The following is a 13,840-nucleotide window of genomic DNA, read 5'->3' as shown; positions in this document are numbered from 1 at the left end:
GGGACGGCGATGCCGCGCGGAATCACCTGCCGCCCGGGCCGCCGCCGCCGAACGAACCGCTGCTGCCCTCGTCCCACCGCGGGCGCTCCTGTGACGCGCTCCTCCGGTCGCTCACGTTGCCGTGGGCCTTCAGCCGGTGCGGCGTCAGCCGGTCCTGGCTTCTCGGCACCTCCTCGGGCGCCCGGCGTTCACTGACCTCGCCGACCGGGCCGCCGTCGGGCAGCCGCGGCTGCTCCTCGGGGCGCGGCGTGGGCAGCTCCCTGCGCTTGATGCGAACGCCGAGGACGAAGGCCCCCAACAGCAGGGCCACGACCACCACACCTGCCACGACCAGCCCGATGCCGAGGGCGCCACGGCCCGCGGCCATCTCCATCCATGCGGTATGCATGGACCGCGAGTACCCCTGGTCCTCACCATGAACCTGCTCACCTCGGCGCACCCCTTGGGAACACCGGGTTTGACGGGCATCGACCGGGGCTACCCGCACGGTGTGACTCCGACGACATCACAGCAGGAGCTGTTCCGGTTCTTGGAGGACCGCTTCGCCTGCGCGCAGGCGTGTACAGAGTGCGCGCGGGCGTGCGCGCTGCGCGCGAGCCTTGTGGATCCCGAGGGCACCGAGAACCAGGAACTCGTACGACGCAAGGGCATCATGTGCGCGGAGGTCTGCGACGCGACCTGCCGTGTGCTGTCCGAGCAGAACCAGGTGGACGAGGGAAGCATCCGTGCCCAGGTGGAGTGGTGCCGGACCGTGTGCCTGGAGGCCGCCCACGCCTTCGACCGGCAGCCGGGGGCGGAGGACTCGGCGGCGGTGTGCCGTGCGTGCGCGCGGGCGTGCACGGACTTCCTCGCCACCCTGAACTGACACCTGAACCGACACCTCCATTCCTTATTTCTGCAACACGTTCTACGGTGTGCGCCGACAGGACCGGCCTTGGGGAGCCTGGAGGCGCCGTGCACCTCGAATACACGCCCGAGCAGCAACGGCTGCGCACCGAACTGCGCGCCTACTTCGCCGCACTGGTCCCGGATCGCGCCTACGCCCGGCACGGCGACCCCGCCGACCAGAAGCGGTTCTACCGCGAGACGATCCGGCGGCTCGGCGCGGACGGCTGGCTCGGCGTGGGCTGGCCCGAGGAGTACGGCGGGCGCGGCCTGACCGCCATGGAGCAGTTCATCTTCTTCGACGAGGCCGCCCAGGCCGGCGTCCCGCTGCCCCTGATGGCGCTGAACACCGTCGGCCCGACGATCATGCGGTACGGCACCGACGAGCAGAAGGCCTACTTCCTGCCGAAGATCCTCTCCGGCGAGATCGACTTCGCCATCGGCTACAGCGAGCCCGGCGCGGGCACCGACCTCGCGTCACTGCGGACCCGTGCGGTGAGAGAGGGCGACGAGTACATCGTCGACGGCCAGAAGATCTGGACGACCAACGGCGACACGGCCGACTGGGTGTGGCTGGCGGTCCGCACCGACCCGGACGCCCCGCCGCACAAGGGCATCACCATGCTGCTGGTTCCGACCACGGACCCCGGCTACTCCTGCACCCTGATCAACACCCTCGCCTCGCACGACACCACGGCCAGCTACTACGAGAGCGTCCGCGTCCCCGTCTCCCACCGGGTCGGCGCCGAGAACCAGGGCTGGCGGCTGATCACCAACCAGCTCAACCACGAGCGCGTGACCCTGGCCGCCCACGGCACCATGGCGATCCGCGCCCTGCACGACGTGCAGCGCTGGTCGACGGAGACCAAGCTCGCCGACGGCCGCCGGGTCGCGGACCTGCCCTGGGTACGCCGCCTCCTGGCCCGCACCCACGCCAGGCTGGACGCCCTCAAGCTGCTCAACTGGCAGATGGTCAACTCCGTCCAGGAAGGCACCCTCACCCCGCAGGACGCCTCCGCCGTCAAAGTCTACGGTTCCGAGGCCCGGCGCGACGCCTACGCCTGGCTCATGGAGATCGTCGCCGCCCCCGGAGCCCTGAAGGAGGGCTCGGCGGGCGCGGTCCTGCACGGCGAACTGGAACGCGGCTACCGCTCGGCGGTCATCTTCACCTTCGGCGGCGGCAACAACGAGATCCAGCGGGAGATCATCTCGTGGATCGGGCTGGGGATGCCGCGAGTGCGGCGCTGACCGAATTGCCCGGGCTGCGTTTGATCGCTCGCGGGGGCCAGCGGAGCGGCTCACGGTGCGTGGGCGCCTCAACTCGGTCCGTCCAGCATGATCTTCCACACCCGGGTCGCGACCTGCAGGTTGAGGCGGCCCTCCACGTTCGAGAGGTCATGGCCGCTGATCTCACGGATGCGCTGGAGCCGGTAGCGGAGCGTGCTGCGGTGGATCGCGAGGGATTCGGCGGTCTCGGCGTAGTTGCCGCCGCAGTCGAAGTACCGGGACAGGGTCTCCACGAGTGCCGTCCGGTGCCGGCCGTCGTAGTCGATGAGCTGTCCGAGCCATTCCCGTACGAATGCCTCCAGCTCCCGGTATTCGTTTCCGGGCCCCAGGATGCGGTAGAGGCCAAGATCGTCGAAGAACGTTGTGCCGTACGGCCTTCGGGACCGTCGGCGTACCTCCAGGGCACGCAGTGCCTCTTGGTAGTGGCCGGGGATACCGTCCAGGGTGTCGCAGCGGGCGCTCACCCCGATCGTCCCGTCAGGTGTTCCGGTCTCCCGGGCGAGCGTCTCGTACAAGGCGTGGTCGTGAGGGCTGCCCTCGGCGACCAGGACGACGTGGTCGGAACGCCGAGTCACCAGCGACGGCATGCCCACGGCCGTAGCCGCCCGGCCCACCGTCCGCGCGAAAGCGTCGTTCACGGCCCGGCTCGTCCACTGCACGACGACCACGTACTGGATGCGGTGCAGGTCGTGTCCGAACGCCTCGGACCGGGCGTAGGCGCTCGCCTCGTCCGTGCCCCCCAGAAGATCGTCGACCAGTTCGCGGCGCAGTCGCAGCTCCACCTCCGCCAGATGGCGCAGGTGCGACAGTTCCAGGGCGAGTGACGTGGCGGCGTGCTCCAGTGCGAACACGGTGTACTCGTCTGCCTCGTCCCGGGGATCGACCAGGGCCAGCACTCCGAGGACCTCGCCGCGGGGGCGTACCACGGAGATCAGCCGGTCCTTGATCCGCACGGGGCCGCCTCTCCGGGCGACCCCCTGGAGCATCTCCTCATGGCGTGCGGGGTCCGGTTCCGGATAGGGGTCGGGCCGGCCGGGACCGGTCCAGGACCGCAGTCGGCCGAATCGGTCCTCCACCAGCACGGGAAATCCGGTGAGCTCATGCAGTGCGCTGGTGATGGCCTCCTCGCCGTCGCCCGCGGCCGCGACCTCGGCGAGGGCCTCGTGCACGGCCCGCTGATATCCCAGGTCGACCACGATGGAGATCAGCCGCCGCTGGAGGGTTGCCCGTTCCTGTCGTAGTCGGCGCAGCTCCAGGGCGTCTTCCCGCTGGCGGCGGTGCGCGACGGCGACCGACAGGGCCGCGGCGGTGAGTCGTACGAGCATGGCGAGCAGGAAGTGCTGGGCATGGGTGGGTCGGGAGCCAGACGTCACCACGAGGTAGCCGTGCAGTCCACCGGGCCCGTGCAGGGCCAAGGCCCGGCCCCAGGACCGACCGGGAACGGTTACGGGGACGTCCCGCCCCGTCAGCTCTCGCACCGTCCGGTCGACGGCTGACGTATGGCCCGGCCCGAGCTGCGGGCTTGCGACCATGTGGCCGTCCTCCCTGAGGTATCCGGCCTCGGCTCTGTAGGGGCCGGCGGCGGACACGTGGTCCATGGCCAGGCGCAGGATCTCGCCTTCGTCCCGGGCGTCGAACAGGGCACGGGAGACCGCCGGCAGTTCGTGGGATGCCTGGTCGGCCGGGGTGGGAAGGGGTGTACGGGGCCCTCTCCGCGACGTCGTGGGGTGCCGCCCGGGACGGCCCTGCGGGAGGCCGCCTTCTTGGTCGGGACAGGGTCGGTACTTGTTCCGGGCCCAACAGCTGGCCATGGGATTGCTCCCTTCGCCCGCGTCCTCAGAGGGGTGGCAGCGGCCGTTTCTGTACGCCTCTCAGACCAACCTACCTGAGGTGTTCGGGGTCTGTGTCTCGTGCTCGCGGGGCGACGGGCTCCGTTGTTCTTTGACCTGCCGGGTGCAGGTGCAGAGCTGCTCGGTTCGCGAGTCTGGGGCGTGCCGGGGACCGCCGTGCACACAGGTATGGAAGGACTGGCCGATGACCGAGCAGCCTCGTAGGCCCGTTGCCACGTACGAGACGTACCAGGAAGCCGAACGCGCCGTCGACCACCTCTCTGACCAGGGGTTTCCCGTGCAGAGGGTGGCCATCATCGGCCAGGACGTCCGCCTCGTCGAGCAGGTCATCGGCCGTATGGACTACGGCAGGGCCGCCCTGCACGGAGCGGCGAGCGGGGCCCTTCCCGGAGCGCTGATCGGCTGGCTCTTCGGCCTGCTCGACTGGGTGGACCCGCTCGTCTCCGCCCTGCTCGTCGCCCTCTACGGCCTGATCTTCGGAGCGATCGTGGGCGCGCTGTTCGGCCTGCTGTTGTACACCCTGCAGGGCGGCCGCCGGGACTTCGCCTCCGTCCGCTCGATGCAGCCCAGCCGATACGACGTCGTCGTGGACGAAGCGGTCGCCGACGAGGCCGTGCGGCTGCTCGGCGGGTTGCAGACCATCGGCGCCGGCGGACGTCCCACCCATACATGAACGACCGGATCCGCAGTGCCGGCGCATGCCGCCGCACCGGGAGGAGCTCCTCATGGCCAAGGCAGTGGGCATCGACCTGGGCACCACGAACTCGGTGATCGCCGCGTGGGAGGGCGGCGAACCTTCCGTCGTGCCCAACACCGAGGGCAACCGTACGACACCGTCCGTGGTGGCCTTCACCGACACCGGGGAACGGCTGGTGGGCCAGCTGGCCCGACGCCAGGCGATCCTCAATCCCAAGGGCACCATCTACTCGGCCAAGCGGTTCATCGGCCGGCACTTCGACGAGATCCCGGATGAGGCCAGAGCGGTGGCGTACGACGTCGTCGAGGGCCCGGGCGGCGTCGCCCGCTTCAAGGTGCGCGACAAGCTCTACGCCCCCGAGGAGATCAGCGCCCAGGTACTGCGCAAACTCGCCGACGACGCGTCCAAGCAGCTCGGGGAACGGGTCACGGAGGCGGTCATCACCGTGCCCGCCTACTTCAACGACGCCCAGCGCACCGCCACCAAGGACGCCGGACGGATCGCGGGACTGGAGGTGCTGCGGATCATCAACGAGCCGACCGCGGCCGCCCTCGCGTACGGCATGGACAAGAAGCAGCACGAGACGGTGCTGGTCTTCGACCTAGGCGGCGGCACGTTCGATGTGAGCATCCTCGACGTGGGCGACGGCGTGGTGGAGGTGCGTTCCACGGCGGGCGACAGTCACCTGGGCGGTGACGACTTCGACCGGCGTCTGGTGGATTACCTCGCGGACGACTTCCAGAAGGAGAACGGCATCGATCTGCGCAAGGATCCGCAGGCCCTGCAACGCCTGTTCGAGGCGGCGGAGAAGGCCAAGACCGAGCTGAGTTCGGTGACGCAGACGCAGGTCAGCCTGCCGTTCATCACCGCCGATGCCTCGGGGCCCAAGCACCTCACCGACTCGGTCATGCGGTCCACGTTCGATCAGATCACCAGCGACCTGGTGGAGCGGTGCCTGGGACCGGTCCAGCAGGCCATGGCCGACGCCAAGGTCGGCGAGAGCGACATCGACGAGGTCATCCTCGTCGGCGGTTCCACCCGCATCCCCGCCGTCCAGGCCCTCGTGCGCCGGCTGACCGGCGGCAAGGACCCCAACATGAGCGTCAACCCCGACGAGGTCGTGGCCCTGGGCGCCGCGATCCAGGCCGGAGTGCTCAAGGGCGAGGTCAAGGACGTCCTGCTGCTCGATGTCACGCCCCTGTCGCTGGGTGTCGAGACACGCGGCGGCGTGATGACGAAGATCATTGAGCGGAACACCACCATCCCCGTGCGCCGCACCGAGACCTTCTCCACCGCCGAGGACAACCAGCCCGCCGTCGACATCGTCGTCCTCCAGGGCGAGCGCGAACGGGCCGCTGACAACCGGGTGCTCGGCCGCTTCCAGCTCACCGACATCCGCCCGGCGCCGCGCGGCGAAGCGCAGGTCGAGGTCACCTTCGACATCGACGCCAACGGCATTCTCAACGTCAAGGCCCGGGACCGGGACACCGGCAAGGAACAGGGCATCACCATCACCGAGAGCTCCAACCTCGACCGTGGCGAGGTCGAGCGCATGGTCCAGGAGGCCGAGCGCAACCAGGGCCAGGATCAGGCCCTGCGCGAGGCCGTCGACGCCCGCAACGAGCTCGACGCCGTCGCATACCAGGTCGACAAGCGCCTCGCCGAGCTGGGCGACGCCGCACCCGCGCACGAGAAGGCACGCGCCGAGATGCTGGTGTCGGATGCCCAGGCGGCGGTCAAGGAGGAGGCGGGCGTGGAGCGGGTGCGGCCCCTGACCTCCGAACTCCAGCAGGTGCTGACAGGGTTGGCGGCGCATCAGGGCGGCGCCACCACGGGCGGTCCCGACCAGGACACCACCGGGGGTGGCGCGACCAGCGGCGATGGCGGTGACGACGACGTCATCGATGCCGAGTTCGACAAGGACTGAGGAACCGCCATGCCGATCCATCCCAGGGAATCCGAGCCGGCCGACCCGGTTCCGGAAGGCGCCGTACGCCCTCCCAGCGGGGATCTTCCGGGCTCGGTCCCGCCTACCGGGCCGGGGCCCGACACGGACGAGGAACCCGGCCCCGACGCGGCCGGCGGCCCCGCACCGTCCGAGGACGAGCACACGGCGGAGCTCAAGGAACTCGAGGACCGCTGGCGGCGCGCGCTCGCCGACCTCGACAACCTCCGCAAACGCCACACCAGGGAACTGGAGCGGGAGCGGACGGCCGAGCGTTCCCGCACGGCCGCCGCCTTCCTGCCCGTCCTGGACAACCTCGAACTCGCCCTGACCCATGCCGGATCCGATCCCGGCGCGATCGTGGAGGGCGTCCGGGCGGTGCGCGACCAGGCGGTGAACGTCCTCGAACTGCTCGGCTACCCGCGGCACGCGGAGACCGGCGTCGCCTTCGACCCCGCCCGGCACGAGGTGGTCGGCGTCGTCCAGGACCCCGACGCCCCACCGGGCACGGTCGTCGAGGTGCTGCGCCCGGGCTACGGTGACGGCGAACGCCAGCTCAGGCCCGCCGCCGTGACTGTCGCGAAGCGGGAGTGACCGGCCATGGCACGGGACTTCTACGAGGCGCTGGGCGTGTCACGGACCGCGAGCCAGGACGAGATCCAGCAGGCATATCGCCAACTCGCCCGCAAGTACCACCCCGACGTCAACAAGGACCCGGGGGCGGAGGAACGCTTCAAGGACCTCAACGAGGCGTACAGCGTCCTGTCGGACCCCAAGACCCGGGCCCGTTACGACCGCTTCGGCGAGGACTTCCGGAAGGTGCCCGAGGACTGGGAGGAGCGGGTCGGTGCCGGCGCGGGACCCGGGGGCGGCTTCCGCGGTCGGAGGACCGCGGGCGCGGGCGGCCCTCGTGTCCGGTACACCACCGGCTTCGGCGACGACTTCGCAGCGGAGGGCGTCGACATCGAGGACCTGCTCGGCTCGCTCTTCGGAGCAGGCGCCGCCCCCGGCGGCGTACCGGGAGCCGACCAGGAGGCCGAGCTGCCACTCACCGTCGAGGAGGCGTACAGGGGCGGCCGCCGCACCGTCACGCTCGCCGGCCCCACCGGGCAGCCGCGGCGGTACGAGGTCGATGTACCGCCCGGCGTCACCGACGGGCAGCGCATCCGGCTCGCGGGCGAGGGCGGCCGGGGCAGCGGTGACGCCGCTGCGGGCGACCTGTACCTGCGGGTGCGAATCCAGCCCCACCCCCGGTTCCGGCTGGACGGCCGCGACGTCCACGTACAGGTCCCCGTCACCCCCTGGGAGGCGGCCCTGGGTGCGACCGTGCCGGTGCCCACTCCCGGCGGCGGCACGGCCAAGGTCACGGTGCCCGCGGGGTCATCCAGCGGCCGGCGACTGCGACTGCGCGGCGAGGGCATGCCGAACCCGCGCGGCGCGAACGGCGACCTGTACGCCGAACTCCGCGTCATGGTGCCGCCCGCCCTCGGTGACCGGGAGCGCGAGCTGTTCGAGGAGCTCGCCGCCACCTCTTCGTACGACCCCAGGAGGACGTGATGAGCGACCGACCCTCACGGGCGGCGACCGGCGGCCGGACCGCCCGGGCCGACGCGGGCGGGCGTCCCGTACGGACGAGCGCCGGCTCCACGGCCGTGCGGTACGCGCTCGTCCCCGTGCCCAGGCTTTCCCTGGACACCGTGGCCCGCCGCTCGGGCCTCCACCCCGACCTGGTCCGCCGGTTCGTCGCCCTCGGCCTGGTCGACGCCGAACGCGACGCCGCGGGGCACCTGGTGTTCGACCCCGCGGCCCCGGCGGTCCTCGCCCGCGTCCAGCGGTTGCGCTCCGGACTCTGCCTCAACTACGCATCCATCGGTCTGGTGCTCGACCTGCTCGACCGCATCAGCCTGCTCGAAGCCGCACTGCGCGACCGCGGCAGGAGGAGTGACTCACCCCCATGGACATGAACCGTCTCACCCAGAAGTCACAGGAAGCCCTCCAGGAGGCGCAGACCGCCGCCGTCCGCATGGGCCAGACCGAGGTAGACGGTGAGCACCTGCTGCTCGCGCTCCTCGACCAGGAGGACGGCCTGATCCCCCGGCTCCTGCAACAGACGGGCAGGGAGCCCGAGGAGCTCCGTGCGGCTGTGCGTGAGGAGCTTTCCCGCCGGCCCAAGGTGACCGGCCCGGGCGCGGCGCCGGGCCAGGTGTTCGTCACCCAGCGCCTGTCCCGGCTGCTGGACGCGGCCGAGCGGGAGGCCAAACGCCTCAAGGACGAGTACGTGTCCGTGGAGCACCTCCTGCTGGCCCTGGCCGAGGAGGGCTCGTCCACCGCCGCCGGACGACTGCTCAAGGAACACGGCATCACCCGGGACTCGTTCCTGAGCGCGCTGACCCAGATCCGCGGCAACCAGCGCGTGACCTCGGCCAACCCCGAGGTGGCGTACGAGGCCCTGGAGAAGTACGGCCGCGACCTGGTCGCCGAGGCCAGGGACGGCAAACTCGACCCGGTCATCGGCCGGGACGCCGAGATCCGCCGCGTCACCCAGATCCTCAGCCGCAAGTCCAAGAACAACCCGGTCCTCATCGGCGACCCCGGCGTCGGCAAGACCGCCATCGTCGAGGGCCTCGCCCAGCGCATCGTCCGCGGCGATGTGCCCGAAGGACTGCGCGACAAGACCGTGTTCGCACTCGACATGGGCTCCCTGGTGGCCGGGGCGAAGTACCGGGGCGAGTTCGAGGAGCGCCTCAAGGCCGTGCTGTCCGAGGTGAAGGCCGCCCAGGGGCGCATCCTGCTCTTCGTCGACGAACTCCACACCGTCGTCGGCGCGGGCGCCGCCGAAGGAGCCATGGACGCGGGCAACATGCTCAAGCCGATGCTCGCTCGCGGCGAGCTCCACATGATCGGCGCCACCACCCTCGACGAGTACCGCAAGCACATCGAGAAGGACGCCGCCCTCGAACGCCGCTTCCAGCAGGTCCTGGTCGAAGAGCCGAGCGTGGAGGACACCATCTCCATCCTGCGCGGACTGCGCGAACGCCTGGAAATCTTCCACGGCGTGAAGATCCAGGACACCGCAATGGTCTCCGCGGCCACCCTCAGCCACCGCTACATCACCGATCGGTTCCTGCCCGACAAGGCCATCGACCTCGTCGACGAGGCGTGCGCACGGTTGCGTACCGAGATCGACTCGATGCCCGCCGAACTCGATGAGATCACCCGCCGCGTCACCCGCCTGGAGATCGAGGAGGCCGCCCTCTCCAAGGAGACCGACCCCGCGAGCAAAACCCGCCTCGAGGAACTGCGCAGGGAACTCGCCGACCTGCGCGGCGAGGCCGACGCCAAGCACGCCCAGTGGGAGGCCGAACGGCAGGCCATCCGCCGCGTGCAGGAACTGCGCCAGGAACTGGAGCAGGTCCGCCACGAGGCGGAGGAGGCAGAACGCGCCTACGACCTCAACCGCGCCGCCGAACTCCGCTACGGCCGCCTCCAGGACCTGGAGCGCCGGCTCGCCGCGGAGGAGGAGCAACTGGCCGCGAAGCAAGGGGAGAACCGGCTGCTGCGCGAGGTCGTCACGGAGGAGGAGATCGCCGAGATCGTCGCCGCCTGGACCGGCGTTCCCGTGGCCCGCCTCCAGGAGGGCGAACGCGAGAAGCTGCTGCGCCTCGACGAGATCCTGCGCGAGCGCGTCATCGGCCAGGACGAGGCCGTCAAGCTCGTCGCCGACGCCATCATCCGCGCCCGCTCCGGAATCCGCGACCCTCGGCGCCCCATCGGCTCGTTCATCTTCCTCGGTCCCACCGGCGTCGGGAAGACCGAGCTGGCCAAGACCCTCGCCCGGGCCCTGTTCGACTCCGAGGAGAACATGGTCCGCCTCGACATGAGCGAGTACCAGGAGCGGCACACCGTCAGCCGGCTGATGGGGGCCCCGCCCGGATACGTCGGCTACGAGGAGGGCGGCCAGCTCACCGAGGCCGTACGCCGCAAGCCGTACTCAGTGGTGCTGTTCGACGAGATCGAGAAGGCGCACACCGATGTCTTCAACACCCTGCTGCAGATCCTCGACGACGGCCGCATCACCGACGCCCAGGGCCGCACCGTCGACTTCCGCAACACCGTGATCATCATGACGTCCAACATCGGCTCCGAGCACCTCCTCGACGGCGCCACCGCCGAGGGTGAGATCAAGCCGGACGCCCGCGCCCTGGTGATGGGGGAGCTGCGCGGGCACTTCCGCCCGGAGTTCCTCAACCGCGTCGACGACATCGTGCTGTTCAAGCCGCTCGGTGAGCTTCAGATCGAGCGGATCGTGGAGCTGCAGTTCGACGAGCTGCGGCAGCGGGTCGCCGAACGCCGCATCACCGTCGAACTCACCGACGCGGCACGGGAGTTGATCGCCCACCAGGGCTACGACCCGGTGTACGGTGCCCGGCCGCTGCGGCGTTACATCTCCCACGAGGTCGAGACGCTGGTCGGGCGCGCCCTGCTGCGCGGCGACGTCCAGGACGGCGCGAAGATCCGCGTCGACGCCGAGCACGGAGAGCTGGTGGTCACCTACGACCAGCCCGAGGACGTGAAGGGAGCGAGGGCGGCATGAGTACCGTGCAAGCCACCAACGTCACCTGCCCGCACTGCGGGCGCACCAACCGGGTACCCGTGGCCGCCGAGGGCCGCCCCAGGTGCGCCAACTGCAAGCAGCCTCTGCCGTGGATGGCCGACGCCGGCGACGACGACTTCACCGAGGTCGTCGAGCAGGCCACCGTGCCCGTCGTCGTCGACCTGTGGGCCACCTGGTGCGGCCCCTGCCGCATGGTGAGCCCCGCGCTGGAGAAGGTCGCCGCCGATCTCGCGGGAAAGATCAAGCTGGTCAAGGTCGACATCGACAAGAACCCGCGCCTGGCGCAGCGGTTCGAGGTCCAGGCGGTGCCGACGCTGTTGGTACTCGACGAAGGACAGACCATCGCCAGGCAGGCGGGTGCCGCACCTGCCCCAGCCCTGCGGCGGTGGGTGGAGCAGTCGATCGCGGGCCGCGAACAGGCCGGGAAAGGGTGATCAGCCATGACCGTACGAACCGACCCCCACCTCGCGCTCGTCCGGCCGGTCCAGCCACTGACCCCCGAAGGGTGTCAAGAGTGTCTGCTGCTCGGCTCCCCGTGGGGCCACCTCAGGCTCTGCCTGACCTGCGGCCACGTCGGCTGCTGCGATTCCTCGCCGAACCGGCACGCGCGCCGTCACGCCGCCGCCGACGGCCATCCGATCGTGGCGTCACTGGAGTCCGGCGAGGACTGGCGGTGGTGTTTCGTCCACGAGGCGTTCGTGTGATGCCCCGCGACGAGACGCGGCCGAGCCCGGCGCCCGTGCCGGACGAGGCGGAGGAGAGCGTCCCCTTCGAGACCGCCGACATCTACGGCGCCTATCCCCGCCTGCCGGACGACCAGATGGCCCGCCTGGCGCAGCACGGCCGGCGGCGCGCGGTTGACGCCGGTGACGTGCTGATCAGGGAGGGGGAGCGGTGCGAGACGTTCTACGTCGTCCTCAGTGGCTCGGTCGCCATCGTCGAGGGCTACGGCACGCCCGACGAACGTCTGCTGCGTGTGCACGGCCCCGGCCGCTTCATCGGCGAACTCGGCCTCCTGAACGGGCAGGTGGCCTTCTACACCGCTAAGGTCAGGGACCCCGGTGAGGTCCTCGCCCTGTCCATGGATCAGCTGCGTGACCTGGTGACCCGGGACTCCGTCCTTGGCGATATGGTGCTGCGCGCCTGCCTGGGCCGTCGTGCTTTGCTCGTCGGGCAGGGCGCCGGTTTCCGCATCATCGGCTCGCGCTATTCGCCTGACACCCGGCGGCTGCGCGAGTTCGCCGCCCGCAACCGGCTGCCGCACCGCTGGATCGATCTGGAGACCGACGAGGAGGCCGAGGAGCTGCTGCGCCGCTTCGGCGTCGGCCCGGAGGAGACTCCGCTCGTCATCTGGCGGGACACCACTCTGTTGCGCAACCCCAGCAACGCGGAACTGGCCCGGCTCATGGGCCTGCCGTCGCTGCCTGCCGGAAACCATCACGGCGATCTCCTGATCGTCGGCTCGGGACCCGCTGGCCTCGCCGCCGCGGTGAACGCCGCCTCAGAGGGCCTGGGCACGACCGTGGTCGAGGCCATGGCCAGCGGCGGCCAGGCCGCCACGTCGTCCCGCATCGAGAATCTGCTCGGCTTCCCCTCCGGCATCACCGGCGCCGAACTCGCCGAACGTGCTGTGCTCCAGGCCGACAAGTTCGGCGCCAGGATCAGCGTCCCGGCGGAGGCGGCTCGGCTCGAACCGCGGGACGGGCACTACGCCGTCGGGTTCGCCGACGGCAGCGAGATCACCGCCCGTACCGTCGTCCTGGCCACCGGCGCTCGCTACCGACGCCTCCGGGTGCCCGGCATCGAACGCCTGGAGGGAACGAGCGTCCACTACTCGGCGACCGTCTACGAGGCCCAGCAGTGCCGCACCGACCCGGTGGCCGTCGTCGGCGGAGGCAACTCCGCGGGCCAGGCCGTACTCTTCCTGGCCGGGTACGCACCGCAGGTGTATCTGCTCGTCCGTGGGCCGAGCCTCGAGTCGCACATGTCCCGCTACCTGATCGATCAGGTCGAGCGCCACCCGCGGGTGCGCGTGCTGCAGCACACCGAGATGACCGAGGCACTCGGCGACAAGGTGCTGGAGGCGGTCACCGTGGTCGACCACCGTACGGGCGAGCATCGCCACCTCGCGGTGCGGGCCCTGTTCGTCTTCACCGGCGCCGACCCCCACACCGAGTGGCTGTCCGGGGCGCTCGCCCTCGACGCGCGCGGCTTCGTGCTCACCGGCGCGGAGGCGCAGGCCTGCTCCGTCCCCGGACTGTGGCAGAGCCAGGGCCGGGACTGCCTGACGTTGGAGACCAGCCTGCCTGGCGTCTTCGCCGCCGGCGACGTCCGCAGTGGCTCGGTGAAACGCGTGGCCTCCGCGGTCGGCGAAGGCGCGATGAGCATCCACTTCGTGCACCGCTATCTGGGCCACACGGCCGCGCCCGGCGGCACCGACAGCTCCCCGCACACCCGTCGGAAGGAGTCCGCTTGGCTCGCATGACACCCAGCGGGCGACGAGATCACGAGAAGGAGGAGGCGATGGGAATGACCACGCCCGTCAGGCGCCACCGCGGTGG

General features: G+C 70.7%; 13 protein-coding genes. 11 read left to right on the top strand and 2 right to left on the bottom strand.

Annotation, left to right across the window (positions count from 1 at the left end):
* Window positions 1-22 precede the first annotated feature (22 nt).
* Complete coding sequence (locus ACFT4A_RS26520) at window positions 23-388, bottom strand: DUF6479 family protein (RefSeq protein ID WP_382834320.1); 366 nt, start codon at window positions 386-388, stop codon at window positions 23-25.
* A gap of 102 nt (window positions 389-490) precedes the next feature.
* Here ACFT4A_RS26520 and ACFT4A_RS26515 point away from each other — a divergent pair, with 102 nt between their 5' ends.
* Window positions 491-865 (top strand): ferredoxin, encoded by a 375-nt coding sequence (locus ACFT4A_RS26515; protein WP_382834505.1) that lies wholly within the window; start codon window positions 491-493, stop codon window positions 863-865.
* Window positions 866-954: 89 nt separating this feature from the next.
* Window positions 955-2,133 carry an acyl-CoA dehydrogenase family protein gene (locus ACFT4A_RS26510; protein ID WP_382834317.1) on the top strand — a complete coding sequence of 393 codons (1,179 nt, stop codon included), beginning with the start codon at window positions 955-957 and terminating at the stop codon, window positions 2,131-2,133.
* A 68-nt stretch (window positions 2,134-2,201) separates the two neighbouring features.
* Here ACFT4A_RS26510 and ACFT4A_RS26505 read toward each other — a convergent pair whose 3' ends face one another.
* A complete protein-coding gene (locus tag ACFT4A_RS26505) occupies window positions 2,202-3,983 on the bottom strand; it encodes a PucR family transcriptional regulator (RefSeq protein WP_382834315.1) in 1,782 nt (593 codons plus the stop codon).
* Window positions 3,984-4,206: 223 nt separating this feature from the next.
* Here ACFT4A_RS26505 and ACFT4A_RS26500 point away from each other — a divergent pair, with 223 nt between their 5' ends.
* From ACFT4A_RS26500 to ACFT4A_RS26460, 9 genes are read left to right on the top strand one after another with little or no spacing between them, the layout of a single operon-like run.
* Entirely contained in the window at window positions 4,207-4,695 is a 489-nt protein-coding gene (locus ACFT4A_RS26500; RefSeq protein ID WP_382834312.1) for a general stress protein, read from the top strand.
* A 52-nt stretch (window positions 4,696-4,747) separates the two neighbouring features.
* Window positions 4,748-6,646, top strand: a complete 1,899-nt coding sequence (gene dnaK / locus ACFT4A_RS26495; RefSeq protein WP_382834309.1) for a molecular chaperone DnaK — start codon at window positions 4,748-4,750, stop codon at window positions 6,644-6,646.
* A gap of 9 nt (window positions 6,647-6,655) precedes the next feature.
* Window positions 6,656-7,258 (top strand): nucleotide exchange factor GrpE, encoded by a 603-nt coding sequence (locus ACFT4A_RS26490; RefSeq protein ID WP_382834306.1) that lies wholly within the window; start codon window positions 6,656-6,658, stop codon window positions 7,256-7,258.
* A gap of 6 nt (window positions 7,259-7,264) precedes the next feature.
* On the top strand, window positions 7,265-8,221 hold the full coding sequence (locus tag ACFT4A_RS26485; RefSeq protein WP_382588784.1) for a DnaJ C-terminal domain-containing protein: 957 nt from the start codon (window positions 7,265-7,267) through the stop codon (window positions 8,219-8,221).
* Window positions 8,221-8,628: a chaperone modulator CbpM gene (locus ACFT4A_RS26480; protein ID WP_382834303.1), complete on the top strand. Its 408-nt coding sequence runs from the start codon at window positions 8,221-8,223 to the stop codon at window positions 8,626-8,628. The genes ACFT4A_RS26485 and ACFT4A_RS26480 overlap by 1 nt, the downstream gene beginning before the upstream one ends.
* The gene (clpB, locus tag ACFT4A_RS26475) at window positions 8,619-11,258 is read left to right on the top strand and encodes an ATP-dependent chaperone ClpB (RefSeq protein WP_382834301.1); all 2,640 of its coding nucleotides are present in this window, start codon (window positions 8,619-8,621) and stop codon (window positions 11,256-11,258) included. The genes ACFT4A_RS26480 and clpB overlap by 10 nt, the downstream gene beginning before the upstream one ends.
* Complete coding sequence (trxA, locus tag ACFT4A_RS26470) at window positions 11,255-11,713, top strand: thioredoxin (protein WP_382834298.1); 459 nt, start codon at window positions 11,255-11,257, stop codon at window positions 11,711-11,713. The genes clpB and trxA overlap by 4 nt, the downstream gene beginning before the upstream one ends.
* A 6-nt stretch (window positions 11,714-11,719) precedes the next feature.
* Window positions 11,720-11,983, top strand: coding sequence for a UBP-type zinc finger domain-containing protein (locus ACFT4A_RS26465; RefSeq protein ID WP_382834295.1), 264 nt, complete (start codon window positions 11,720-11,722; stop codon window positions 11,981-11,983).
* On the top strand, window positions 11,983-13,764 hold the full coding sequence (locus ACFT4A_RS26460; RefSeq protein WP_382834292.1) for an FAD-dependent oxidoreductase: 1,782 nt from the start codon (window positions 11,983-11,985) through the stop codon (window positions 13,762-13,764). Before ACFT4A_RS26465 ends, ACFT4A_RS26460 begins: the two co-directional genes overlap by 1 nt.
* The last annotated feature ends 76 nt before the right edge of the window (window positions 13,765-13,840 follow it).

Source organism: Streptomyces sp. NPDC057099, assembly GCF_042671245.1.
GTDB lineage: Bacteria > Actinomycetota > Actinomycetes > Streptomycetales > Streptomycetaceae > Streptomyces > Streptomyces purpurascens.
The sequence above is the reverse complement of the archived record's forward strand: the minus strand, read 5'-3'. Positions and strand labels throughout refer to the sequence as shown.